The following is a 25,248-nucleotide window of genomic DNA, read 5'->3' as shown; positions in this document are numbered from 1 at the left end:
GACGGGGGTTTCGGTGACCAACGGCCAGGTTTCGGGTCCAGTGCCAGGTTCCCAGGCCCTCGTGGCCGGGATGACATTCGGATGACAATATGAGGAGCGAAGGCGTGTACGCTGTTGGCCGGCGGGAAATGTGCCAGTTCTGCTGGTTGTTGGATCGGGTGGAAAAGGCTCGAGCGGTTTTCGCGGCAAGGGCAGAGTTGGGGTTCTTCGAGCACCCGCCGGACCTGAGCACTCCGTCCCCCAGCGCACAGTTCCACGGGGACCCCGGCACTGGCAGAGCGCGGGGGATTTGTGCAAGAGTAATGCAGGCGGTTCCTATGATCCGGGCCAGCGTACAAACGGAAGGCTCTGCCTGCCGGGTTGGCGGCAGATTGATTGGCGCGTGCGTGACGGCGGCGCTGGTGATGTTGAGCGCGACCGCGTGGGGTGCGGAGCGGCCTGCAGATAGACGAGACCCAACAATACAGCCATGGGTGACGATGTCGCTGGGGACGCTGGGTGTGCCCGCGATTCCACAGGCGTTTCTGCAGGTGGGCAGCTCGATGCTGACGCTGGACCTGGTGGATGACACGCATCTGCTGCTGACGTTCAGCTCGCGCGGGCTGGTGCCGCGCGACCCGAGTGACTCTCCTGAAGAAGAGTGCCGCATGGTGGCCGCGGAGCTGGTGGAGCTGCCGACGGGAAGGATCCTGGCACGCGCGGACTGGAAGATGAACGACCACAGCCGCTACCTGTGGCGGTTGGGCAAGGGCCGCTTCCTGGTGCGCAGGAAGAACAACCTGTTTCTGCTGTTGCCGGAGAACAGACTGCACGCGGATGATCCCCTGCGACTCATACCGTTTCCGAAGCGGGAGGGAATTCCGGTAGCGGCGATGATCTCGCCGGACAAGAGCGTGGTGACGGTTGAGACGATCGCGCCGAAGACGAAGGACATGGTGGTGCCTTCGAAGAGCGGGATGATTGTGACCGACCCGCGGCAGGTAGTGATGGTGGATTTTTATCGGGTGAGCGGGGGCGATGCCCCGGATGTTCCGCTCAAAGTGAGGCCGGCAGGAGTGGTGAAATCACCGCAGCCGGTGTTGCTGCCGATGGATGGGGACGGATACCTGTGGCCGGATGATGGTGGACATGGGCGCTGGCCGGTGACGTTCAACGAGTTCGGCGGGCGCGAGGTGAAGATCACGCAACTGGATTCGAGCTGCCTGCCCCGGTTGCAGATGGTGAGCCGTTTCGAATTTCTGGCGTTCACGTGCAGGGTGTCGGACACGCGGTCGAGGATGCAGTCGTTCGGGATGGATGGGCACGAGACCTGGGAAGAGACGCTGAATGGAACGTACGGCGTACCGGAGATGGTGTTTGCGCCGGAGGCGGGCAGGTTCGCGATGAGCCGGATCGTGTCACCGACCGGAGACCTGATGCTGGGGTCGATGATTCCGGATGGAGCGACGCAGGAGATGCGGGTGTACCAGACGGAGAGCGGAGACCTGCTGCTGAGGGTGCCCACGACGCCGGTGACCCGGTTCGCGGAGAACTTCGACCTGAGTGACGACGGAATGGTGGCTGCCGCGGTGAGCGCAGGGACGGTGATGGTGTTCAAGCTGCCGCAGCCGAGCGCGCAGGACGTGAAGGACCTGGAGCTGGCGAAGAGTTTCTCGCCGCCGAAGTCTGAGGCGCAGGTGACGCTCGCCAAGATGGAAGAGGCGGGCGAGGCTGGCGATAGTGCGACGACGACGGATGTGGCTTCTTCGGCGACGCCGGCTCCGGCGAGTGCGAGCGCGGCGCCTGCGGCGGAGGCGAAGAAGGAGGATGTGTCGCTGACGGGGCCGGCCGCGGGCGGGTCTGGTGGCAGCGGGGATGGCGGCGGGAAGGTTGCGGCTGCGGATGAGTCGGCGAGTTCGATCAGCGATGAGGCAGCCATGGCCGCGATGAGGAAGGATGTTGCGCACTCGAATCAGAGCGCGGCAGCAGATGGTCCGGCAGGTGGGGATGCGGGAGCAGCGGCGAGTGATGCGGGACCGGGCGATGCGGCGAGGCGCAAGCCGCCGACGCTGCTGGGGCCGGGCGAGACGGTGGAGAAGGTGAAATCGCCACCAACGCAGCAGTCGAGCTCGAGGTAGCGGACTCGGGATGGCGGAATCAGAAAGGCCGGCTGATGCCGGCCTTGGTGTGTCGGGTGGAAGACGCTTAGGCGGCCTTGGGGGCGATGGCCTTGACGCGGGCGTTGAGGCGGCCCTTGTAGCGGCTGGCAGTGTTCTTGTGGAGCACGCCCTTCTGGACGCTCTTGTCGAGGATGGAGACGGTCGAACGGTAGGCCTCGGTGGCGGACTTGTGGTCGCCGGCAGTGATGGACTCGCGCATGGAGCGGAGGGCGCTGCGGAGCTTGGACTTGTTGGCGCGGTTGACGGCCGTGCGGGTGACGGTCTGGCGGGCGCGCTTCAAGGATGAGACATGATTTGCCATCGAAAACTCTCTTTTTACCCGGACTTAGCGGGAGATTGGGCTGCAGGCCGGAGGGCTGGTGTGGACACAGCGCGGCCGCATCCTCTGCAACACCTAAGGATAACGTGGGAGGGAGTGTGTTAGCAAGTCAGCGGGTTAGCGAGCCAGCCGGGAACGTAGTCGTGCAGCGATCCAAAGGTAACGGAGTGAGTTGGGTACCTCTTTTCACACAATGGTGCTTGACGAGGGAAAGTGGCGGGGTTACTGTACAGCCAACAATCGGCACAGATTTGGGAATTCTGACCATTACGGGTGGGACAGGGGCTGCGGCGGGAAGCAGGCGCGGCGGCCAGGTCCAGAGCCGTGATGCGTCCGCTGATTGTCCTTTCGCGATCCGCAACTGTGTCCTGTTTTCAACATCTAATCCTCAGACAAACAAACGGCAGTTCTCTGCTGGAGGTCAGGTCCAACCTTGGTGAAAAAATCGCTGCAGCTTACCCCCGGAATCGAGCCGCTGTACGGCACTCGCGACGAGAACCTTCGGCTGATGGAAGACGGCCTGGGGGTGCAGATTGACCTCCGTTCGGATTCAATCCATGTGCTGGGCGAGGCGGCAGAGGTGGCCCGGGTGGAGGGGATATTTGCGGATTTTGAGTACCTGCGGCGGAACGGCGTACATCCGCACAATGGCGAGCTGCACGGGCTGCTGAAGATGGTGGTGGCGGACTCGACAGTGACGCTGCGCTCGCTGGTGGAGAGTGGCAAGCAGCGGGCCGTGGGAGCGAAGCGGGTGGTGCAGCCGCGGACGCCGAATCAGCGGAAGTATGTTGAGGCCATCGAGGTCCATGACATGGTGTTTGGCCTGGGGCCGGCGGGTACGGGAAAGACGTACCTGGCGGTGGCAATGGCTGTGAGCGCGCTGATGGCGAAGAAGGTTTCGCGCATTGTGCTGGTGCGGCCGGCGGTTGAGGCGGGCGAGCGGCTGGGATTCCTGCCGGGAAGTTTGCAGGAAAAGGTAGATCCCTATCTTCGGCCGCTGTACGACGCGCTGTACGATCTGCTGGATCCGGCGAAGGTCGACAAGATGCTGGAGACGAACGTGATCGAAGTTGCGCCGCTGGCGTTTATGCGCGGGCGCACCCTAAACGATGCGTTCATCATCATGGACGAGGCGCAGAACACGACGATCGAACAGATGAAGATGTTCCTGACGCGGTTGGGGAACTCGTCGAAGGCTGTGATTACGGGCGACCTAACGCAGACGGATTTGCCGAACCCGAACAGGAGCGGCCTGCTACAGGCGCTGCACGTGCTCGAGGGAGTGGAGGGGATTCGATTCTGCCATTTCGAGGATGTCGACGTGGTGCGGCATGCGCTGGTGCAGCGGATTGTGCGCGCGTACGACAGCTACAAGCAGGCCGAGCAGCTTCCGTTGGCGATGGACGCCGAGCCGATTCCGCTCTCCGAGCCGCAGCGAAAGCCGGTGTTGAAGCAGTAAAGCAGAGATTAGATATTAGAGTTGAGAGCCGTCGCCCGAGTGGCGGCGGCTTTTGTTTTGAGACAGAGGCGCTCTAAGTCGGAATTCACCCGGTAGCGTCCGTCAATCAATTTGCTGAAGGATATACAAGACGGCTGACTCACCACCGCGCTCGAAAACATTTCCCAGGTACAGGGACCCATAGGAAAAATGGCTCCTGCGAACCCCCTTGGAAACTGAGCTGTAGCACTGCGCTCAAGGTGCGGCGTAGCATCCTATGTTTCTGTGCTGGTGCCCGAGTTTGTCCGCGAGTTTGTTCGGTGCAAGTTGCTGCGTCCGGTGCTGCGTCAGCTGCGCGGTGGCGTGACGCCGAAGCGAATGGCATGGAGCCTGGCGCTGGGGATGGTGATCGGGATCAATCCGTCAGTGGGGCTTACGACAGTGCTGGTGGTGATGCTGGCGTGGATACTGGGGCTGAATCAGGTGGCGTCGCTGGTTGGGACACATGTGGTGGCGCCGCTGCACCTGATTCTGTTTATTCCGTTCATCGATCTCGGCGTGCATCTGTTCCACACGGGAAGGCTTCCGCTGAGCAGGAGGCAGATTGAACATCTGAGCCATCATCCGTTGCGTTTGTTTCACGAGATATGGCGGTGGGAGTGGCATGCACTGATTGTGTGGGGCCTTGTGGCGTCGATTGCGATGCCCTTGATCGCGCTGTATCTGCGACGCGCTCTGGTGCTGCTGATGCGACGTCATCGCACGCTGCTGCATTCGCGACCGGCGGTGCACTAGCGAGTCAGCGGACGGTTATACCGGGACAGCTTCGATGACGCAGAACTGGGAGTTGACGGGCACGACACGATTGAGCCGGAAACCTGCACTCGACAGCAGTGTGGCGTATTCGGGTTCGGTGCGTTCGCGGCCTCCGGTCAGCGAAAGCATGGCGATGTCGAGGAACTTGCCGAGGGATGGGATGTTCGCGGCGCCGACCAAAAGCTCGACGAGGAGGAGTGCGCCGTTTGAAGGGACAGCCTGGCGGCAGTTGGCGAGGATCGCGCGCGATTGTTCGTCGTCCCAGTCATGGATGATGTTTTTCATGACATAAGCTCTGCAGCCTGAAGGGATGCCTTCAAAGAAGTTGCAGGGTTGCATCGAAGCGCGCGGTGCAAGGTCGCCGCCGAGGAAGTCACGCTCGCGTGCACGTTCAAGGACGTGTTCCTGGTCGGCAAGAACGCCGCGAAGATTCGGATGAGCGCGGAGGATGCAGGAAAGGAGGATGCCGCTGCCTCCGCCGACGTCCATCAAGCTATCCCACGCGCCGAAGTCGTAGGCTGCGGCGATGGCTGGGCCGGAGAGCTGGGACATGGTGGTCATGGCATCGTCAAAGATGCGTGCCTGCTCGGGGTCGCGGCGAAGTTTTTCGAAACTGTCGGTGCCGGAGAGCAGCATAGGCGCACATTGTCCGGTCTCGAGAGTGCGCATCATTTGGGAAAGGCTGGAGTAGCTGTAGTCGCTGCCCCAGAAGATGAAGAGGCGACGCAGAGAACCGGGGACGTCCGAGCGCAGAAAGTAGGAGACATCGGTGTTGCGGAAGGATCGGTCGCCATTTTCTTCGAAGACGCCCTGGCTGGAAAGCAGGCGCAGGACGCGATAGAGTGCGTCCTCATTTACGCGGAGTTCGCGGGCGAGATCTGCGGCGGTGCGCCAACCGCTGTCGAGGCAATCAGCGACACCCAGCCGGGCAACGGCATACAGGGTCTGATGAAGGATGAGCCCGTTGCGCGCGTTGAGCAGGATTGCGGGAGCTGTTAAGGGATTCTGCGGGAACATTCAGTTCTCCTTGGATGAAGGGCTCAAGTGGGATCACGCGGGGTGGGGAAGTTCGAGCGGCTCGTGTGGGGCATCGGCGCGCGATTCCGGAGCGAAACGGTATGGGCCGAGAAGCATGAGCAGGAGGACAGCGGCGAGCATGGCTGCGGCGAGTGCGATGAGAGTGACCGTGTAGGAATGGAAGTGATCGTAGCCGGCGCCCATGAGCAGGACGCCGGCAGATCCGGCGGTCATGAAGGCGCCAAATGCGATGCCGTATGCCGTTCCGAAGCAGCGCAGGCCGAAGTAGCGGCTGATCATGTAGCCGAGAGTTTCGACTTCCGCTCCGGTTCCGAGGCCGATGAGAAATGATGCCGGGAGTGTGAGAACTCCATCGGCGGATGTGCAGAGGATGGCGATGCCAAGGGTCGATGCGCCGAAGAAGAGCATGGCGACGCGCGGAGCGAAGAAGAAGTCCATGAGATAGCCGGAGCCGATTCGGCCGATCAGGACTGCAGCTCCAACCACCGAGGTTGCAAGCGCTGCGCGCTGCGCGGTGATGCCGCGATCGGTGAGGATAGCGGCAAGATGCAGGACGGAGCCGTGCATCGCGACGCCGACCAGAACGAAGATGCAGAGGAGAAGCCAGTAGGTGGGGCTGTGCCAGATCTCGTGCCAGGAAAGGCCGACCGTGTTCTGCCGGTGTGAACGCGGCGCTGTGGCGAGAATGTCGCCGTCGGGATGCAGACCGAGTTGTGCTGGATCGTTCTTGAGGAAGATGGCGATTGCAGGCGAGGGGACCAGGAGAACGGCTGCGCCAAAGATGGCGAGCGCCACGCGCCAGTTGTACGCGCTGATGAGGCGCTGCGAGAGCATGGGAACGACAATTGCGCCGATGCCGATACCCATCATGCACAGGGCGAGCGCGAATCCGCGGCGGCGGTCGAACCAGTGAGTGATGACTGCGGTGTAGGGGACGGGCGCGGGGCCGCCGGACATGGTGACTCCGAGCAGCGAGAACAGGACATATAGCTGCCACAGGCCGGTGCCGACCAGAAGTGCGGAGCACAAGACGGCTCCGAAGAGCACGGTGGAGATGAGGATGACGCGTTTAGGACTGAACCGGTCGATGAGAATGCCTGTAAGCGGAAGCGAGAGCGCGCCGACAAAGTTGGCGATCGAGAAGACAAGGGAGACGGCGGCGCGGCTGGCGTGGAAGTCTTCGACGAGCGGCTTGAAGAAGATACCGAACGAGAAGACGGCGACGGGAGCCCCGAGGAACAGGCCCAGGGCGCTGATGAGGACGATGATCCAGCCGTAGAAGACGCGAGGCTGCGGGCGCATGTGGACTCCGGGCGAGGATTTGTGCTCGAGCGTTTAGCGCGGGCCGTGACTCAACTGAAGTGATGGAGAGCAATATACTCGGCGCGGATTGGAGTTGTGGGGGGAAAATTGGGGCGGGCGTTATGAGCGGCGAGCAGCGTGGCGATCGGTGCGGGCGCCGGAGCGGCCGGCTTCGGACTTTTGGATCTCAGAGTTCATTTCGCCGCCGATGAGCAGGGCACCGTTTGAGGCGTAGAGCCAGAGCAGGAGCATGACGACTCCGTTCAGCGGGCCGTAGCTTCGCGTGTAGTCGTTGATGTGGTCGAAGTAGATCTGCGCGGAGAAGGTGGACGCGAGCCACAGGATCAGCGCGCAGAGCGCCCCGGGCGTGCTCCAGCGAATGGCGTGGTCACGAAGGTTGGGAGCGAAGCGATAGAGAACGGCGAAGGAGAAGTAGAGACAGACGGCGACTGTGAGCCATTCCAGGGCGCGAAGGAAAAATGTGTTGCCATGGACATGCTCCTGCAGGAAGGCGCTTGTGAAGAGCAGCAGAAGAGCGATGCACACCATTGCGATGAGGCAGATTGTCAGCAGAACGATGGTGATGGTGAGGTTCCACCAGGAGCGGCTCTCTTCGACCTCGTACGCGCGGTTGAGGCCCCAGATCATCGCCCATGTTCCGTTGTGTGCAGCCCAGACCGAGGCGGCGAAGACGCCGAGCAGGCGAAGGCCGACGCGCGGACGCTGTTTGAAGTCGGTGATCATCCCCTGAAAGAGCTGAGAGACCTGGGTGGGGAAGAGCTGTGTGGAGAGATCGTGAAGCGTGTTGCGAAGGTGCTGGCTGAGATGAGGGATGTGGCTGACGAGCGTGAAGGCGATCAGAAGGGACGGGAAGATGGCCAGGAACTGGTAGAACGCCATCCGCCCGCCCTGACCGAAGACGTCGTCGCGCCAGGATTCAACGATGGTACGGCGAAGCAGTTCAGGGACGGACAGGCCGGCGAGAGTCCACAGATTGGGCATGCGGTTCTGCATGTCGTTCCTTTAGGGATGGAATTGGCGTCGAGAGCTGTTGCCCGGGTGCGCAAAACAGAAGCGAAGTTTCGTTAGAGCATTTCTCCCTGACACACCAGTTTCGGGAGAATCTGTGGAGGTCGTTTTCCTTGAGAGAAAACGACACCAACGGTGTTGGCCTTGACCACACCTTCAGGAAAAATCCTCAGGCGTTAGCATGTAGGGACGCATGGTGACGATGGAACCTCCGCGAGGTCTGGCTGTCGGTGACGATCCATGGAGCGCCGCGGGGTTGTCGCGCGCAGGGCTGGCCCGGTTTATGAAGACGGCGCAGGCGGCCGTGGGACTGCTGGGCGAGGTGGATGTTCTGCTGGCGGGCGACAGAACGCTGCGGCGGCTGAACCGCGAGTTTCGGGGTAAGGATAAGGCTACGGATGTGTTGAGCTTTCCGGCGCTGCAGGACTTCGCGGCGGAGCACGCGGGTGGCTTTGCCGGTGATCTGGCCATTTCGCTGGAGACGGCGGCCCGGCAGGCCAGAGAGCATGGTCATTCGCTGCGCGATGAGGTCCGCGTGCTGCTGCTGCATGGGTTGCTGCATCTCAGCGGGATGGATCATGAGACGGACCGGGGCGAGATGGCGGCTAGAGAGGCGGAGCTGCGGAAGAGGTTGCGGTTGCCGAGCGGGTTGATTGCGCGGGTCGAGGGGTTGTCGGCTGCAGGAAAGAAAAGCAGATCCCCTGCGGGGATTAAAACCGGAGGAGCAAGAACAAAAGCAGGGGCGAAGAGGGTGAAGCGATGAGTTGGGGAATCGCGTTCTTCGTGCTGCTGTTGCTGCTGGCGCTGGCCTCGTATGCGGATGAGGTCTACACCGTGATGGGCAAGTTTTTGTCGCGGGAGTATGCGGACAACGTAGAGGCCTGGGAGCGGACGGTTGAGCCGCGGCTGCGGTTGAGCCGTGAGTCGGCGGCGATGTCGGCGTCTGTGCTGCGGCAGATTGTGCTGGTGGCACTGACCTTTCTGCTGGTGACCAGGTTGCAGTGGCGTGTGCAACACAGTCCGGCTGCGCTGGCACGCACGATCTTCGAACTTCTGCTGGTGATTGTGTTCTTCGACCGGCTGATTCCGCAGTTGCTGTTCACGCGGACGCGCGGCGTCTGGGTGGGGCGAATTGGCGTGTTGCTGCAGGGTCTGTTCTATGTGGTGTTGCCCGTCACGCTGACGATTGGCTTGCTGCTGTCGATTGTGGGTTTGGCCGAGAAGGAAGAGGCAGTGCCGGAGCATCCGAGTGAGGCCGTAGATGCGCTGCTCGAGGCTGGTGAGGAAGAGGGAATCCTGGAGGAGAGCGACCGCGAGCTGGTGCGCAGCGTTGTGGAGTTCGGCGACAAGGTGGTGCGCGAGGTGATGACGCCACGGCCGGGAATGTTTGTGGTGCCGCAGACGATGTCACTGGAGGAGTTCAGGCGCGAGGTGAGGGAGCATGGATTCTCCCGCGTGCCGGTGTATGGCGCGTCGGTGGACGAGATTGTGGGGATTGCGTTTGCGCGCGACCTGCTGGAGGTGGAAGGTGTCGCGGTCAAGCGGACAACCGTAAAGCATCTGGCGCGGCCAGCGATGTTTGTGCCGGAGACGAAGAAGGTGAATGAACTGCTGCGCGAGATGCAGCGCGAGAAGCAGCACATGAGCATCGTGATCGATGAATATGGCGGCGTGGCGGGGCTGGTGACGATCGAGGATTTGCTGGAGGCAATCGTAGGAAACATTGAGGATGAGCACGACCTGGCACCGGCGGGGGATGAGCCCGTGAAGGAGCCGGATGGAAGCTATGTCGTGCCCGGGAGCTTTGAAGTGAGCCGGCTGCGCGGGCTGTTTGAAGAACAGCGGCAGCCGGTGCGAAGAGCTCCGCCGAGCGAAGCGGCGGAGGCGGAAGACGGTTTGGAGTTTGGTGAAGAGGGGCCGGAGCAGGTGCTTCCGCAATTGCTGACGGCGTATGAAGCGGCGACGGTGGGCGGCTTGGTGAGTGAGATCGCAGGGCATATTCCGCTGCCCGGCGAGGTGGTGGAAGATGGGCCGCTGCGGATCGAAGTACTGCAGTCGACCGACAGGAAGGTCGAGCGGGTGAGGGTGGCCGTCGCCAGCTAGAGATCAGAAATCAGAGATCAGAGAACAGGTCAGGGTGTGCAGGATGAAATCGATCGCTGATCCCTGTTCTCTACTGTCCCGATTTCTGTTCTCTACAATAGCGGGATGGCGTTGCGTACAGGATTTGTGTCGATTGTGGGAAGGCCCAACGCGGGCAAGAGTACGCTGCTGAATGCGCTGCTGGGACAGAAGCTCGCGATTGTGACGCATAAGCCGCAGACGACAAGGACGCGGATCCTCGGGGTGCTGGAGCTTCCGCTTCGCAAGAAGACGAAGACGGAGGCGGGAAGGCCGGCGGCGCAGGTGGTGCTGGTGGACACGCCGGGCGTGCATAAGCCGTCGACCCAGCTCGACCGGCGCATGATGCAGGAGGTGCAGGACGCGCTGGAGTCGCGGGATGCGGTGCTGTTCATTGTCGACGCGACGCATAGATTGCACGAGGTCGAGTCGCGAGAGGGCGGGCCGAAGACGCCTGGGCAGCAGCGCAGATCGATGTCGAAGGCAGAGGATGAGTTTGCGCTGCAGTTGGTGAAGCGGCTGGATTGTCCTGTGGTGCTGGTGCTGAACAAGATCGATGCGGTGCCGAAGCCAGCGCTGCTGCCCCTGATTGCGCACTGGAGCAAGCAACATACGTTTGCGGAAGTGATTCCGATCTCGGCGAAGAAGAAACAGGGATTGGATCTGCTGCTGGATAAGGTCGTGGCCCTGCTGCCGGAGGGCCAGAGGTACTTCCCGAAGGATCAGTTGACCGACCAGCCGGAGCGGTTTCTTGTGGCGGAGCTGATTCGCGAGAAGGTGCTGATGCTTACCGGTGAAGAGGTCCCGTATGCGGCGGCGGTGGTGATTGAGCGATACGAGGAGCCGGCTTCGACGAAGAAGACGAAGGACGGCAAACTACCGGTGACGAAGATTGCAGCGGCGATCTACTGTGAGCGCAACGGGCAAAAGGCGATTCTGATCGGTCGCGGCGGCGAGATGCTGAAGCGGATTGGCACGGCCGCGCGCAAGGAGATCGAATCGCTGCTGGGCACGCGTGTGTTTCTGGAGCTGTTTGTGAAGGTGGAGAGCGAGTGGCGGGCGTCGCGCGGATTTGTGGAAGAGCTGGACTGGCGCAGGCAGCTTGAGCACATCGCGGAGAAGCAGGGCCAGGCGGCAAAGAAGCAGGAGGAAGAGGACGAGGCCGAATGATTGGGCTGCTGCGCCGGAGGATCGGCGATCTGAAGACGCAGCGGCTGCGGCTGGTGGCGATCACGCCTGCGATGCTGGACGCGGATCAGAAGGCAGATGGCTCATTAGGAAAAATTCTCGGTGCGGAGGTGACGCCTGAGTGGCCGCCGGAGCACTGGGAGCCGCATGTCTATCAGTTCATCGCCAAACAGTATGAGGAAGAGCCGCGAACGCGCGGATGGAACAGGTATGTGCTGCTGCTGAATTGGGCCGGCGGAGCGACGCGCTATACGTTAGTGGGTGCGGTAGGTGGATTTCCGAAGCTGGAAGGCGATGTGGAGATCGGCTACTCGACGGTGCCGAGCTATCAGCGCAAAGGATATGCAACCGAGGCCGCGCGCGCGTTGGTGGACTGGCTGCTGACGCAGAGGGATGTGAAGAGCGTGAGTGCGCAGACGTACCCGCGGCTGCCGGAATCAATCAAGGTGATGGAGCGTTGCGGGATGACGTATGTTGGGCCGGGCGAGGACGAAGGCACGGTGCGTTATCAGCGCAGGCGATGAAGCCTCAGGCTGAAACGGCCGCAGCGCGCAGCCACTGGAGCATCTGTCCGGAGTCGACGAGACCGGCCTGCTGCTGGACCAGGCGGCCGTTTGAGAAGACGGCGAAATTCGGGATGCCGCGGACGTTGTAACGCGCGGCGAGTTGCGGGTTGGCTTCCGTGTCGACCTTGAGGACGATGCCGTGGCCTGCGATTTCGCGAGCGGTGCGCTCGACGTGCGGGGCGGCCATGCGGCAGGGCCCGCACCATGCGGCCCAGAAGTCGACGAGCACGGGAACGCGCGCGCTCGCGATGATCTCATCGAAGAGCGCGGTGTCCGCAGCGATCGGTTCTGCGATGGGCGGCAGCGGATTTTTGCAGTTGCCGCAGCGGCCGGTGTCCGCGAGATGGGCTGCGGGGATGCGGTTTTTGGTGCTGCAGTTCGGGCAGGAGCGGATGAGCGGCATCGGACGCCTCCAGCAATCTACTGTATGGATGCGCGGCGCACGCCGGCGCCGTCTTTTTTACGCAAAATCTCTGGAATTTAGGCAGCTGGCGAAAAGCGCAGCGGTGGTACAGTGGCGTGGATTTCCCAGACAGGTGGTTTGCGGTTCCCGACGCTGCGTTTGTGGGGAGTCTTCTTCGGACGCGTCGCCATGCGCGCCGGCAAACTCCTGCTTCATTGCAAGGTTGTGATTCTCCGGTCCCTGGTTCGTTCACGGAGGGTTAGCGCATGCAAAAGATCTTTTGGTTCCTGCTTCTCGCGACAGTGGTTTGGGGCGCCATCATGCAAGTGGAGATGGCGGGATATGTGAAGCAGCCGAGCCGCTTTGGCACGGAGCTTCCGCCCGATTGCGCGAACAAGAAAACGCCGCCGATCGCGCAGATCGAGTTAAGCAAAACTTCGGCGTGCTTTGCGAGCCTGATCGGCCCGATGAAGAGCACTTCACCGGACGCGACGGCCGACGGCCCTGAGAACCTCAGGCTCGCGGTTCGGAATACTCATGAAGATTATGCGTTCATCACGCTCTACTGGCTGACGTTCCTGGCGTTTGCTTGGGTGCTGGGGAAGACCGATCCACGGACAAGGTGGCTCGGAGCCGCGGTCGCGATTTTGATCACGGTGGCAGCCGGCCTGGATCTTCGTGAAAACCAGTTGATGCTGGCCGGCTTCTGTCAAATCAAAGAGGGCAATCTGAATTTTGTGACTTCCGGAGTGGTATCGACCGTGAAGTGGTGCGTCTTCGGGGCCGCGACGACGGCGTTGGGCATTCATTGTTTCGTTGCCGAGAAGCTGCGTCTTCGCAAGGTAATTGGCGGATTGCTGGCGGTGTCAGGTCTCTTGACGCTGGTCGGAACTCTGGCATGCAAAAATCCAATTCCGATCGGACTCTTTATCGCGATGCCGATTGCACTGGTGAGCTACTTTCCCTGGAGGCGCCCCAAGGGAAAAGTGGTCGCAACGTTTCTCATCTACGCATACCTGCTTCGATTTCCGATCATCAATGGGTTGCTGCTCGCCGTGGTGCTTCCGGCGGGCTACTTCTATGCGCCTTCGATCTTCTATGGACTGTTCGATGCGATGGTGCCGTTTTCGTTCTTTCTGATCTGCTTCGCCGCATTTCTTCTGGCGATCATCATCATGATCACCGCGCGCATCACGCTGGCATACGCACCGGACCGGTTTGATGATGTGAGTGACACGCGGCCTTGGGTGCGCAGTTCATGGTGGCCGACGATTCTGTTTTCGCTGCTGGCTGTGCCCATGGTGGTGATGACATGGCGGGGAAGCCTTTCCGACCCTTTCTCCGCATGGTTGAGGGTTGCGGGCGTTGTTCTGGCAGCATTGGCTGCGCTCGCGTTTCTGTATGCGACGGCGCAGTTCCACGCGTGGCTGGAGGAGACCGCAGGATCGAATACGGTCTGCTTTATCTATCCGCCGTTCCGCGGACTCAATGCGCATGGTGCACCGCCGAATGCGCTTTCTACCGGGACTGCGGAAGCGATGGACAGGGTCTTACCGGGCAATCTCGACGCGGGGTATATCCGGCAACAAATTGTTGGCGGAAAGACGGAGCTCGTGCTGCGATCGGGGCATCGGGTTGGAACGATTGCGCTGATCGCCACGCTGTTGATCTATGCCGTAGTCGGCTATTTCACTTCGCCGAGCAGCAGGATCAGCAACCCGGCAGCGATGTTCTACGTCCTGCTGCTGCTTTGTCTGCTGACGTGGTTCTTCTCCGGCGTGGCGTTCTTTCTGGACAAGCTGCGCGTGCCAGTGCTGACGGCGGTGCTTGGAATATCGATGGTGCTGGCTGCCGGTTGGCGAACGGATCATGTGTTCGAATTGCATCCGCTGCAGTCGGTGGTGTCCGTGCAGGATCCATCGCATGTGATCGATGCATGGGCGAACTTCCGGAAGCGCGAGCAAGCGCCGATCGTGGTGGTTGCGACGGCGGGAGGAGGAATTCGCGCCTCGGCATGGACGACGGAGGTGCTTACGGGGCTCGCGGATGACTGCGAGTCTGCCGATGGGACACAGAATGCGTTCACGTCGTCAGTCGTGCTGATTAGCTCAGTTTCCGGCGGCAGTGAGGGCGCGATGTATTTTGCCGGATGGTATGACGGCAACGGCAACACGGATCCGAAGCAGAGCGGAACGATCTTCGATGAATCGGCGAGGACGGATCTGGGCGCAGTTGGTTGGGGGCTTGTCTATCCGGACCTGCTCAGGACGGTTCCGGGTGTGAACTTTTTGGTGCCGCAAAATTTCGATCGCGGTTCGGCTCTGGAGCGGGAATGGGTAACGCATTGGAAGTCTCATGCCGCGCCTCCGCAGTTGAGTGAATGGAACGATGACGTTGGAAGAGGCACGCGGCCCGCGGTCATTTTCAACGCGACGATTTCCGAGACCGGAAATCGATTCATGGCCGCCACCACGGGGTTGTACGAGCAGCCGGCGGAAGGCCGCCCAGCCGCATTGCAGTTCTTTCCCACGTTCACCAAAGAGGACATGGATGTGAGCACGGCGGCGAGGGTCTCCGCGACGTTTCCATTCGTTTCACCGATGAGCCGCCCGGACACGGATCTGAAATACGCGCAACTGCATCTGGGTGACGGCGGATACTACGACAACTCCGGGCTATTGAGCGCGCTGCAGTGGCTGATGGGGGCGGGCCCTAAGCTGAAAGGTCATCCGGTATATCTGGTGATTATCGACGCGATGTCCTCAGAGAAGAGCGCTGGCGGCGTGTGGAGTTGGCAACGGCAGATTGTTGCGCCGGTAGGAACGTTGCTGGCGGTGCGGACGAGCTCACAGGAGACGAGGGCGGACATCGAGCTGCATGCGACTATGGATGACCTGGGATTTAATCCGGAGATTCAGGACAAGATTAAGCCGGTGTACTTCCATTATTCGGCGGATGACAGAGCGCCGCTTTCCTGGCATCTGCTCCGCACGCAACGCGAAGATATTGTGACGCAGTGGAAAAGCCATCAACCGAGCAAATATGAACCAGAGATGCTTCAGGATCTTCACTGCAGTGTGGCGGGCAAATGACGTGGGCTGCTCGGAAAATGTTTTTTGAGTCGACTGCAAGTTGTTGATCCTTCGTCGCGGCGCACAACCGGAGGTCATAGCGGGGTAACATCGGGCCGCTCATACCGTCTTAATGTCATAGCCCCGCTGTGCGACAGGGGATCTTAGGCCGTCGCGTCGGCGGCGGAGAATTAGAAGGTCGAACCCGGGTGTTTCTGGCTTCTCAGCTTACGGAAATTTCGAGCCGCTTCTCAGGCCACGTGCAGGAGATACGGGGCTTCCTGCTGAAGGAAAAGCTGCCGGTCGACTCGCCGGAAGCGATTCCGCAGCTGTCGAAGCGTCTCGAAACGGATGTTCGCTTCCGCGCGGATGTCGCATCGCTAATGCGCGCCATCCTGTATGAGGAGCGCGAGGGGATCGGCTATGAGGACCTGCTTGGCATTCTGGTGACTGCCGCTGCAGGGAGCGGGCATGATCTGAAGAGCGATTCGCAGGAGGCAGACGTCCGCGAGATGCTGCGCTTTCTCCTGCAGTCACGCCGTTCGACGTTCCAGCCGGAGTCAGAATTAGAGGAGACGACAGGCGCGGTTGAAGCTGAGCGTCGAGAGGCGGCGCCGGCAATCTCCGAGCCGGTACTGCTGGCGAGGGGGGTCGAGTCCGCGCCATTTTCGAACTCGAAGAAACTTGAACTGAAGCCGGACGAGCCTCCGGTCGCTGTCGTTGAGGCCGACGGCCGTGAAGCAGAGGATGTGGTGCTTTCGCCATTCCGTACGGGTGGGTTGTTTGCTGCGCAGCAGGAGCCGGAAGCTTCGTGGTGGAGGAATCACGCGGTCTGGATTGTTGGGGTGGTGTGCATGCTGGTGGGGGTGGGCCTGGGTCTGATGTTCCACCGTGTTGTTTCTGCAGCGGAGATGCATGTGGCGGTGCGTGCCTCGAGTTCTCCGAACAAACCGAAGATGGTTCGCTCGATTGCGCCGATGGAGCCGCCAGAGCGGCTGGACAGTGAAGCGGGTTCCGGAGCAGCGCAGACGGCCCCTGTAACGCAGGGCGATCAGGCAGCGGTTCAGCCGGCGGCTGTTCAGGTCGGGTCTGTAGCGCGGGGGGCACAGGGTTCTGCAGTGCCGATGACCGTGGTGAAGCAGGTGGTTACGGCTTCGTCGAAGGGGGCACCGGACTCCGGAGGGCAACAGGACGTCACGCAATCCAGCGCGAAGACGCGGTCCATTGTGCCGCAGGGAGCGGCGGGGATCACGCCTGCGAGTGTGATCTTCAGCCCGGCGCCGGAGTATCCCGCTGATGCGGCAGCGGCTCGCGTCCATGGTCAGGTGACGGTGCACGCGGTTGTGGACCCTGATGGCAACGTGATCTATGCACGTGCGGTGAGTGGGCCGCCTCTGCTGCGGGACGCAGCGCAACAGGCGGTGCAGCGCTGGCGATATAGCCCTCTGCTCGACAATGGCAAGCCGATCGCGGTGACGACGACGGCGATCCTGGATTTCAAGTTCGCCAAGTAACAGGGGGTACCCCCCTCCCCCCCTGTTTTTGCGCAAAATCTTCAATCGAAAGAATTTAGGCTTGGACCTGATGTGCCGACGCAGACGTTCCCGCTCGCGCACAGGGGGTGTTGGGGGAGGGCTTTGTCAAGTTGGCGGACTGGCGTTCGGACCGTGCTGCGGGGTCGTCATTGATCCGGGCGGCCGGCGAAGATTTTAGTCGTGCTCGAGGTGCTCGACGTGGACCTTGCGGGCGAGGCCGATCTTTTCGAGCAGCCAGATGCCGTAGTAGTTGACGTCGAACTCGTACCAGGCGAGGCCGTGGCGGGCGGAGACGGGATGCGCGTGGTGGTTGTTGTGCCAGCCTTCGCCTCCGGTGAGGAGGGCGACCCACCAGTTGTTGCGGGAGTCGTCTTTGGTGGGGAAGCGCTTTGATCCCCACATGTGCGTGGCGGAGTTAACGAGCCAGGTGGCGTGCAGACCGACGGTGACGCGGAGGAAGATGCCCCAGAGGACCCATGGCCAACCGCCGACCGCGAGGAGAATCAGCGCGAGAGCGACGAGCGGAACCCAGTGGAAGCGAGTCAGCCAGACGTAGAAACGGTCTTTGGCGATGTCGGGAGCGTACTTGGCGAGGATCGCGGGCTCACCGGCCGCGCCGGCACCATAGATGATCCAACCGGCGTGGGACCACCAGCCGCCTTCGTGCGGAGAGTGGGGGTCGCCAAGGACATCGGTGTTCTGATGATGGACGCGATGGGTAGCAACCCAGATCAGCGGTCCGCCTTCGAGGCTGAGGGTCGCGCAGACGGCCATCGTGTACTCGATCCACCTGGGGACTTTGTAACCGCGATGGGTGAGCAGGCGATGATAGCCCATGCCGATGCCGACGTTGATGGCAAGGACGTAGAAGACGATGGCGATGGTAAGAGCGGACCAGCTGAAGAAGAAGAAGGCTGCGATGGCTCCGATGTGGAAGAGCAGCATGAAGAGAAAGACCAGCCAGTTGAGTGATCGACGCTGTGAGGTTCGGCCGAGGAGCATGGCTGGCGGCGGGACAGTTGATTTGTGGCCTGCGGGACGTATGGACTCGTTGGTAATGGTTGAGACCTGAAGTGTTTCGAGAGCTGGAACTACGGTGGCCATACGTACTGGGCTCCTTATCGCCGTACTTATTCGATCACTGAAGAAGCATTCGCGTTCGTCGTACTTCTGTAATCCTTGAGTGGTCAATTAAGAACAGTTTTGCGAGGCGGATCGTGCTTGTGGCCACGGGAATTGCGTACTGCGAACTCACGTCTCTTTGGAGACTTAGGGTGCCCGGCGCTTACGCAGGCAGTGCATCTTGAATGGACTCCGCGAGGTAGCTTTTCATCGATTGACTCAACTGCGAATCCACCTCATCGGCAATCGTCATGACGCCGAGAAGCAGGACGCTGAAGTCGATCGTGCCCAGGTTTTTCTGAAGTGTATGGAAGATGGTGACCTGGAGAATGCGGCTTTCTTCCACCATCATCGCGGCGGTGTAACCCTGTTTGCGCCGCGCAGTCCCATGATTCGAGGCCGCTTCGGACTTCAGTTCTTTGGTGCCGAGCGGCTTGAGGGCTCGCAGGCGCTTTCCGAGATCGCTGAAGAGCTGGGGCAGGTGCTGGCAGCGCGCCGCCCGGCTGAGAGGAATCGCCATCAAGGTGTCCTCTTTCTCTACCAGTTCATACCAATCAGCTATTCCCGCCTCGGTGGTACGTTCGAGAATTGTGGCCAGCGTTTCGACCTTGCGCTTATGGAGCGGCCCCTTGGCGAGCCGTTGCGTGATCGCCTCGATGAGGTCGGGGATATTCATTGGTTTGACGAGGATCTCGTCGGTTTGCATCAAGATCGCGTTGGCGGCCGCGGACATTTCGGGAAATGAACTCAAGAGCAAGGTCACAGCTTCGGGGTTCGCGTGACGCATGGCACTCACGACGGTAAGTCCGTCCCCGGCGCCAGGCATGTGTAGATCAGTCAAGAGGACATCGTATTTCTCGGAACTGATGAACTTTAGCGCTGCGCTGACGTCGGCTGCAGAGGTGGCCTCAAAGTCATGCTTTTCAAGAATGGCGCAAAGACTGACACGGACTGCTTCATTATCGTCAACCACCAACACACGAGCGAGCGCCATCTGACACCTCCACGAGGTCGCAGACGAATTATCCGAGAGCTGCCCGTATCTATAGATTAGACGCTTTGTGGCGGACAAAGTCCTGCTTTCGATGCGGATTCGGTCGGGAATTACGTATCTATTACGCGATGAGTCTTGTGGGCTACTCGCCGGGGTGAATGCTGAGGGTTTTCGCGGTGTGGAGATGAGGACGGGCATGGTGTCGTGGGAGAAGGAAGGTGGTCTTTCCAGACGCCCTCAGGCCAGGTGGGTGGTTGGGGGTAGAGGCAGAGACGAGAGCGCAGATTTGAGGTCGATGCGCATGTGAGAATTTTCGCATCGGGTGTGTGTCCGGAGTACACAGCCCCCGCTTTGGGCGCATTTAGACTACGGCCATGTTTGAAACAGCCACATATGATGATCCTCTAGTGCTTGATCCTGCGATTCGAGCACGCTGGGCATTTCTTGAAACCAGTTCTGCCGCTGCAGTGCTTCGTTCTGTATGTCCGGCTGAATGGGCCGATATCGTTTCTGTCTTGGGTTCATTCAGCCTTGATCCGTCCCGTTGGTTGGTTGCAGGTGGAAATCGCGGCGATATCGCAAAACAGAATAAATTGGCACGGACAGCCCCATGGAACTGAATTGTGACCTCTCCGCGGCCATCGGATATACCAGCCCACTTCAAATATCCCGTATTCTGTCGGAGGCTTGGTTTCGACGAAATGGGTTTTGTCTGGCTTGCGATTGCGAGGCGCTCGAGCCGACGGCCAACAACACAAAAGCTTGTGACTTCGTGTGCCGAAGTTGTAGCGGCAGCTATGAGCTAAAGGCCTTTCGGAGGAAGCCCGCGAAAAGGCTTATCGACGGAGCTTATGGCGCGCTCATTTCGCGTCTCCAATGCGGAGCCGCGCCCACGCTCATGCTCATCGAGCGCAGTTCCGGCTGGAGTATCTCCGGACTTACCGCAATACATCCGATGTTTCTCACTCCCGACATAGTGGAGAAACGCAAGCCGTTGTCTTCGACCGCGCGTCGCGCAGGATGGGTCGGATGCAACATACGGCTCGATCTGATGGGAAACGACGCGGCAATTGAGATAATCAAGGATGGCGTTTCGCGTCCCCGCGAATCCGTTCGCGAGCAATTTCGAAGGTTCAATCGACTGCGAGAGGTTCCAATTGAGCGGCGTGGCTGGACGGCGCTAACTCTCTCCGTGCTGCGTGGGTTACACACGTCGGAGTTCTCTCTTGCTGAAATTTACAACAGAGAACACCTTTTCTCTTCGGTGTACCCTGATAACCGAAATATACGCGCTAAGGTCAGACAGCAATTGCAGGTTCTGCGCGACTTGGGATATCTGGAATTCTGTGGGGCGGGAACTTACCGGTTGCTGCTCTGAATCACTCACTCAACAATATGCCCGATCAGGTGCCGCGATGAAGGAAGTTCCGTGTCCGCGTTGTGGAAGCGATTCTCTCCTGCACTATACCGATGCATACGTCCTTCGAAGGCCGGTAGTCAATGACGAGGGGCAGCTTGAACTGGCGGACGAACGGACCAACGAATATGACGATAACTTCTTCGACTGCGAAGATTGCGGATATCGGCCCACCGAGAATGAACTGCTTCTCTCCGCCAGCGGCGAAAGCACGAGTGACCCGGGCTGAAGTAGCGGAGGGCAATCGGTGCCGTGCGGATCGACACGCGCTATGCCGCGAACCTGAAGCGCGAGCTATCTTGCATTCCTACGGTGCGTCGGCTTTACTCGCCTAACTGGATGCCGAGGGTTTTCATTTTGCGGTAGAGGTGGGAGCGTTCGAGGCCGAGGGATTCGGCGGCGCGGGAGATATTGCCGTGGCTGCGGTCGAGTTCTTTCAAGATGTAGTCACGCTCGTAGGCTTCGCGGGCGGCTTGCAGAGTGCTGAACTCTTCGCGGCCGGTGCGGGTGGTGGATGTCGAGGGGTTGGTGAGCGAGGCGCCGTCGGTGCGCTGGACGAGCATGGGGAGGTGTTTGGCTTCGATGCGCTGGGCCTTGGGGTTGAGGATGAGGACGCGCTCGATGACGTTGCGGAGCTCGCGGACGTTGCCGGGCCAGTGGTAGGCCTTGAGCTGATTGATGGCGGTGTCGGAGATTTCGACGCGGGCGCGGCCGTACTCCTGGCCGAGCTCGGCGAGGAACTCGCGGGCGAGCGAGGGGATGTCTTCTTTGCGGTCGCGCAGTGGCGGGACGTAGAAGGGGATGACGTTGAGGCGGTAGAAGAGGTCTTCGCGGAAGTTGCCGCGGGCGATCTCTTCTTCGAGATCTTTGTTGGTGGCGGCGATGACGCGGACGTCGACGTGCGTTGGGGTGCTCGCGCCGACGGGATAGAAGCGCTGCTCGTCTAAGGCGCGGAGAACTTTGGCCTGGGTTTTGAGGCTCATGTCGCCGACTTCGTCGAGGAAGAGAGTGCCGGAGTCGGCGCGCTCGAAGGTGCCGCGCTTTTCGGTGGGGCGGTCGGGCGACTGCGAGGCCTGGGGGCCGGCGCCGTGGCGGTAGCCGAAGAGCTCGGTCTCGATGAAGTCTTCGGGGATGGCGGCGCAGTTGAGCTCGACGAAGACGCGGTCGCGGCGGAGGGATTCGGCATGGATGGTGCGGGCGATGAGCTCTTTGCCGGTGCCGGATTCGCCGATGACGAGCACGCGGCCGTTAGTGGGGGCCATGAGCTTGATCTGCTGGCGGAGGGCCTTGATGGAGATGGAATCGCCGGTGATGGAGGCGCGCGCGGTGAGCTGGGTGGAGAACTCCTGGTTTTCGAGGCGGAGTTTGTGGGCGTTGATGGCGTTGCGGAGGACGAGGAGGGTGCGGTCGAGCGAGAGGGGCTTTTCGAGGAAGTCGTAGGCGCCGAGCTTGGTGGCGCGGACGGCCGACTCGATGGTGCCGTGGCCGGAGATCATGATGACTTCGGGCGCGGGTGGGCGCGGGCCGTCCGTGGTGCCGCGGAGCTGGTTGTTGTGAATTTGAGCGAGGAGGTCGAGGCCATCGCCGTCGGGGAGCCAGATGTCGAGGAGCACGGCCTGGAAGTCGGCGTCGCGGAGGATGGTGCGGGCTTCGGCGAGCGTGCCGGCGGATGTGATGGCGTAGTCCTCTTCGCGGAGGATGGCCTCGAGGGATTCGCGGATGTCGGCTTCGTCGTCGACGATGAGGACGTGGGGCATAGGGGGAGACGAGTGAGGGGTTAGGGGTGAGGAGTTAGGGGTTAAGGGTCATGCGGGGGTGCGTTCGGTTGTTGGGATTGTAGTGGCTTCCGAGTCGGAGTCGGTGGTTGAGGTGGTGGCGGGGCGGAGTTCGATGATGAATTTGGCGCCGGCGGGGACGTTTTTTTCGGCGCGGATGGTGCCTTGGTGCTCCTGGATGATTTTGGCGGCGATGGAGAGGCCGAGGCCGGTGCCGCGCTGCTTGGTGGAGAAGTAGGGGAGGAAGAGGCGCTCGCGGAGCTCGTCCGTGAGGCCGGGGCCGGTGTCGGCGACGCAGAGCTCGATGAGACCGGAGGGGAGCAGGCGAGTGGAGAGGGTGAGCTCGCGGTGGAGGGAGTCGTGCATGGCTTCGGCGGCGTTGTCGATGAGGTTGGAAAGTGCGCGGCGGAGGGCTTCGGGGTCGGCGGAGACGAGTGGGAGGTTGGGCGCGAGGGCGCGGCGGACGCGGATGTTGCCGAGGCGGCCGGCGAAGAGCGCGAGTGAGTTTTCTACGATCCCGTTGATGTCCGCGGGGCGAAGGCGCGAGGTGGGGAACTCGGCGAGGGTAGCGAACTGGTCTACCAAGGATCTCATCGTTGAGACCGACGATGAGATGACCTCAGTGGCGCGTTCGATGACGGCGGGGGAGTTGGATTCGACGTTGTGTTCGGTGAGCAGAGGCTTGAGGCGGCCGATGTGGCGCTGGATGAGCTCGGCGTTGAGGGAGATGGGTGTGAGGGGGTTTTTGATCTCGTGGGCGACGCGGCGGGCGACCTCTTTCCAGGCGGATTGCTTTTGTGCGCGGAGGAGCTCGGAGACGTCTTCGAGGACGAGCACGTAACCGAGGTGTTCATGGACATCCGTTGTGGTGCCTTCGAGGAGCGCGACGGTGGCGGAGATTTGCAGCGGGCCGGAGGGTGAGGACATCTGGACCTCGTCGGACGCTGTGCCCATGCGATGCGAGCGGCGGAGAAGGCGGTCGAGGGTGTCGGTGATCTCGGCGGGGAAGACCTCGTGGAGGCGCGAGCCGATGAAGTGTTTCTGGCCACCGGGGTCGAGGAGTTCGGAGAAGGCTCGGTTGGCGAGGACGATGCGGAGGGTGGGCGAGAGGGTGACGACGCCATTCGGGATGGTTTCGATGATGGTTTCGAGCTCGGCGCGGCGCTGCTGAAGAGCGGCGTTGAGTTCGGAGAGCTGGGCGCGGGACTGCTCGGCGAGGGCGCGTGAGGATTCGAGGTCGGTGGCCATGGCGTTGAAGCTGGCGGTGAGTTCACCGAGCTCCTCGGTGGCGGAGGGCGAGACGCGGCGGGCGTAGTCGCCGGCAGCGATGGCTTCCATTGCGTCGGCAAGAGTTTCGATGGGGCGCGTGACCTGCTTGGAAAGGTTGAGCGCGAGCCAGCAGCAGGCGAAGAGAGCGAGGCCGGTCATCAACAGCAGGTAGAGCATGTAGAGCGCGCGGACCTGGCGGCGTTCGCGGAAGAGTGTCCAGTAGGTGTCAGCGGCGGAGCGGAGCTGTGCGGCGGTTTCCGAGATGCCGGCGGGGATGGGAAGCGCGACGACGACGAGCCCGCCGTGCTGAAGGCCGGCGGAGGCGAGTGAGTAGTCCGTGGAGCCGATGGAGTAGAAGGGCTGGTCGGTCTGCTGGGCGGCTTGAAGGACGACTGAGGGCAGCGGGCCGTGGACGGGGGTGCGCTGGATCGGTTCTGTCGGTTGCGGGCTCTCGTCGGAGGCGGAGGCGATGTCGGGCGGCAGGAGGGAGCGGAGCTCGGCGGGGCCGGAGCTGACGGGGACATGGATGGTGGCGATGGGACGGCGGTCGTTGTAGACGATGGCGAAGCCGCCCTGCAGCGTGAGGGAGTGGCGGTCGAGGACGCGGTTGATGGCGGCGGTGTCGGGGTGCGCGCTCAGGTTAAGGCTGTTGAGTTCGACAGCGATGGAGTCGGCTTCGGAGCGGGCGTTGGCGGCGGCGTAGCGGAAGAGCTCGAGGGTGGCGCGATTGGCGTCGTCGCGCATCTGGGTGACGGGCTGAGAGAACCAGCGGTCGACGGCGCGGTTCATCAGCAGATAGCTGAAGGCGAACATGAAGCCGAGCGGGACGAGGGAGACGAGGACGGCTCCCCAGAGCATGCGGGTGCGGAGACGGGTGCCGAGGATGCGGCTGCGCTGGTCGGCGTAGAGGCGCAGGAAATTGCGGACGAGGAGGACGAGGACAACGACGAAGAGGACAAAGGCGAGCGTCGAGAGGGTGATGAAGACCAGCGTCTGGAGCGGAGAGGCTGGGTTGAGGAAGCTGACGTTGAAGGCGTTGAGCGTCGCAAGGACGATGAAGAGTATGAGGCACACGCCGAGACCGATGAGGAGGTTGCGGCGGCTGTTGGATGTGCCCATGGGGGGAAGTTTACTCGTTGATGCGAGTGGTTAGTGGTTCGTCGTTAGTGTTTCGGAGTGGGAGTTCGGCTGAGGATGCCTCGTAAAGGTGGTTCGCGAAGAACCTGGACGAATCGGATCGCGAGGAGCAGAGCCACCAGATTGTTCAGTGTTAGAAAGACGAGTCGAAAAGAAGGTACGGGCACGTGGAGCAGGTTTGCTGAGTGGAGATCGACAACCATGGATAGAAGGAACCCGATCGCCAGCAGAGCAAGCGCCGCTCTCTCGACGAGAACGGAGGTGAGTTGAGCGGCGCCGAGAGCGAGGCAGATGGCGAACGCATGGTCACCGCGAACTCGATGCCAAAGAAGACTGGATGCCATTCAATGGATGGTTGATGGTGGCGCGGGAAAGCGCTGCGCCAAGCGGTGTAGGCGAAAAGGGCGAAGAACGCGAGGTAGGTCCGGCGAGAGCGAAAGAGACGCATAACGGTGAGCGGGGCAAGTGTATCGCGAGCGTGGTCAAAGAAGAGGGTTTTGAGTGGTAGTCTGTTGCTCCCTTTGAAACAAGTTTGTTTTTTGTCATCGA

At 61.3% G+C, this 25,248-nt stretch carries 21 protein-coding genes; 11 read left to right on the top strand and 10 right to left on the bottom strand.

Annotated elements, in window-relative coordinates; all coding sequences use genetic code 11:
* The first annotated feature begins 317 nt into the window (after positions 1–317).
* Entirely contained in the window at positions 318–2,117 is a 1,800-nt protein-coding gene (locus VGU25_11390) for a hypothetical protein (protein ID HEV2577803.1), read from the top strand.
* Between the two features lie 67 nt (positions 2,118–2,184).
* On the opposite strand, the gene rpsT is transcribed toward VGU25_11390, so the two are convergent.
* The gene (rpsT, locus tag VGU25_11385) at positions 2,185–2,460 is read right to left on the bottom strand and encodes a 30S ribosomal protein S20 (protein ID HEV2577802.1); all 276 of its coding nucleotides are present in this window, start codon (positions 2,458–2,460) and stop codon (positions 2,185–2,187) included.
* A 451-nt stretch (positions 2,461–2,911) separates the two neighbouring features.
* Here rpsT and VGU25_11380 point away from each other — a divergent pair, with 451 nt between their 5' ends.
* A complete protein-coding gene (locus tag VGU25_11380; protein ID HEV2577801.1) occupies positions 2,912–3,937 on the top strand; it encodes a PhoH family protein in 1,026 nt (341 codons plus the stop codon).
* A gap of 270 nt (positions 3,938–4,207) precedes the next feature.
* Positions 4,208–4,711: a DUF2062 domain-containing protein gene (locus VGU25_11375; GenBank protein ID HEV2577800.1), complete on the top strand. Its 504-nt coding sequence runs from the start codon at positions 4,208–4,210 to the stop codon at positions 4,709–4,711.
* A 15-nt stretch (positions 4,712–4,726) separates the two neighbouring features.
* On the opposite strand, the gene VGU25_11370 is transcribed toward VGU25_11375, so the two are convergent.
* The 3 genes from VGU25_11370 to VGU25_11360 all read right to left on the bottom strand — a co-directional run bounded on the left by VGU25_11370 (position 4,727) and on the right by VGU25_11360 (position 8,074).
* Entirely contained in the window at positions 4,727–5,749 is a 1,023-nt protein-coding gene (locus VGU25_11370) for a methyltransferase (protein HEV2577799.1), read from the bottom strand.
* Positions 5,750–5,782: 33 nt separating this feature from the next.
* Positions 5,783–7,072, bottom strand: a complete 1,290-nt coding sequence (locus tag VGU25_11365; GenBank protein HEV2577798.1) for an MFS transporter — start codon at positions 7,070–7,072, stop codon at positions 5,783–5,785.
* A gap of 120 nt (positions 7,073–7,192) precedes the next feature.
* Entirely contained in the window at positions 7,193–8,074 is an 882-nt protein-coding gene (locus VGU25_11360; protein ID HEV2577797.1) for a YihY/virulence factor BrkB family protein, read from the bottom strand.
* 220 nt (positions 8,075–8,294) lie between these two features.
* Here VGU25_11360 and ybeY point away from each other — a divergent pair, with 220 nt between their 5' ends.
* The 4 genes from ybeY to VGU25_11340 all read left to right on the top strand — a co-directional run bounded on the left by ybeY (position 8,295) and on the right by VGU25_11340 (position 11,934).
* The gene (ybeY, locus tag VGU25_11355) at positions 8,295–8,864 is read left to right on the top strand and encodes an rRNA maturation RNase YbeY (GenBank protein HEV2577796.1); all 570 of its coding nucleotides are present in this window, start codon (positions 8,295–8,297) and stop codon (positions 8,862–8,864) included.
* Positions 8,861–10,204: a hemolysin family protein gene (locus VGU25_11350; GenBank protein HEV2577795.1), complete on the top strand. Its 1,344-nt coding sequence runs from the start codon at positions 8,861–8,863 to the stop codon at positions 10,202–10,204. Before ybeY ends, VGU25_11350 begins: the two co-directional genes overlap by 4 nt.
* A gap of 105 nt (positions 10,205–10,309) precedes the next feature.
* Positions 10,310–11,392 carry a GTPase Era gene (gene era / locus VGU25_11345; protein ID HEV2577794.1) on the top strand — a complete coding sequence of 361 codons (1,083 nt, stop codon included), beginning with the start codon at positions 10,310–10,312 and terminating at the stop codon, positions 11,390–11,392.
* Complete coding sequence (locus tag VGU25_11340) at positions 11,389–11,934, top strand: GNAT family N-acetyltransferase (protein HEV2577793.1); 546 nt, start codon at positions 11,389–11,391, stop codon at positions 11,932–11,934. Before era ends, VGU25_11340 begins: the two co-directional genes overlap by 4 nt.
* A gap of 4 nt (positions 11,935–11,938) precedes the next feature.
* On the opposite strand, the gene VGU25_11335 is transcribed toward VGU25_11340, so the two are convergent.
* Positions 11,939–12,379: a thioredoxin domain-containing protein gene (locus tag VGU25_11335; GenBank protein HEV2577792.1), complete on the bottom strand. Its 441-nt coding sequence runs from the start codon at positions 12,377–12,379 to the stop codon at positions 11,939–11,941.
* A gap of 266 nt (positions 12,380–12,645) precedes the next feature.
* Here VGU25_11335 and VGU25_11330 point away from each other — a divergent pair, with 266 nt between their 5' ends.
* Both VGU25_11330 and VGU25_11325 read left to right on the top strand, forming a co-directional pair.
* On the top strand, positions 12,646–15,471 hold the full coding sequence (locus VGU25_11330; GenBank protein ID HEV2577791.1) for a hypothetical protein: 2,826 nt from the start codon (positions 12,646–12,648) through the stop codon (positions 15,469–15,471).
* Positions 15,472–15,659: 188 nt separating this feature from the next.
* A complete protein-coding gene (locus tag VGU25_11325) occupies positions 15,660–16,964 on the top strand; it encodes an energy transducer TonB (protein HEV2577790.1) in 1,305 nt (434 codons plus the stop codon).
* Positions 16,965–17,159: 195 nt separating this feature from the next.
* Here the strand turns inward: VGU25_11325 and VGU25_11320 are convergent, their stop codons facing one another.
* Together VGU25_11320 and VGU25_11315 are read right to left on the bottom strand one after the other, a co-directional pair.
* Positions 17,160–17,987, bottom strand: a complete 828-nt coding sequence (locus tag VGU25_11320) for a fatty acid desaturase (protein HEV2577789.1) — start codon at positions 17,985–17,987, stop codon at positions 17,160–17,162.
* Positions 17,988–18,270: 283 nt separating this feature from the next.
* Positions 18,271–19,101, bottom strand: a complete 831-nt coding sequence (locus tag VGU25_11315) for a response regulator (GenBank protein HEV2577788.1) — start codon at positions 19,099–19,101, stop codon at positions 18,271–18,273.
* 610 nt (positions 19,102–19,711) lie between these two features.
* On the opposite strand from VGU25_11315, the gene VGU25_11310 reads away from it, so the two are divergent.
* Positions 19,712–20,479, top strand: coding sequence for a DpnI domain-containing protein (locus VGU25_11310; protein ID HEV2577787.1), 768 nt, complete (start codon positions 19,712–19,714; stop codon positions 20,477–20,479).
* Between the two features lie 37 nt (positions 20,480–20,516).
* A complete protein-coding gene (locus VGU25_11305; protein ID HEV2577786.1) occupies positions 20,517–20,747 on the top strand; it encodes a hypothetical protein in 231 nt (76 codons plus the stop codon).
* A 94-nt stretch (positions 20,748–20,841) separates the two neighbouring features.
* Here VGU25_11305 and VGU25_11300 read toward each other — a convergent pair whose 3' ends face one another.
* From VGU25_11300 to VGU25_11290, 3 genes are read right to left on the bottom strand one after another with little or no spacing between them, the layout of a single operon-like run.
* The gene (locus tag VGU25_11300) at positions 20,842–22,275 is read right to left on the bottom strand and encodes a sigma-54 dependent transcriptional regulator (GenBank protein ID HEV2577785.1); all 1,434 of its coding nucleotides are present in this window, start codon (positions 22,273–22,275) and stop codon (positions 20,842–20,844) included.
* A gap of 48 nt (positions 22,276–22,323) precedes the next feature.
* On the bottom strand, positions 22,324–24,681 hold the full coding sequence (locus VGU25_11295; protein HEV2577784.1) for an ATP-binding protein: 2,358 nt from the start codon (positions 24,679–24,681) through the stop codon (positions 22,324–22,326).
* A gap of 44 nt (positions 24,682–24,725) precedes the next feature.
* On the bottom strand, positions 24,726–25,043 hold the full coding sequence (locus VGU25_11290) for a hypothetical protein (protein ID HEV2577783.1): 318 nt from the start codon (positions 25,041–25,043) through the stop codon (positions 24,726–24,728).
* Positions 25,044–25,248: the final 205 nt, after the last annotated feature.

The organism is Acidobacteriaceae bacterium (assembly GCA_035944135.1).
Lineage (GTDB): Bacteria > Acidobacteriota > Terriglobia > Terriglobales > Acidobacteriaceae > Granulicella.
Note: the sequence above shows the minus strand (reverse complement) of the source record. Positions and strands in the feature narration are given on the sequence as shown.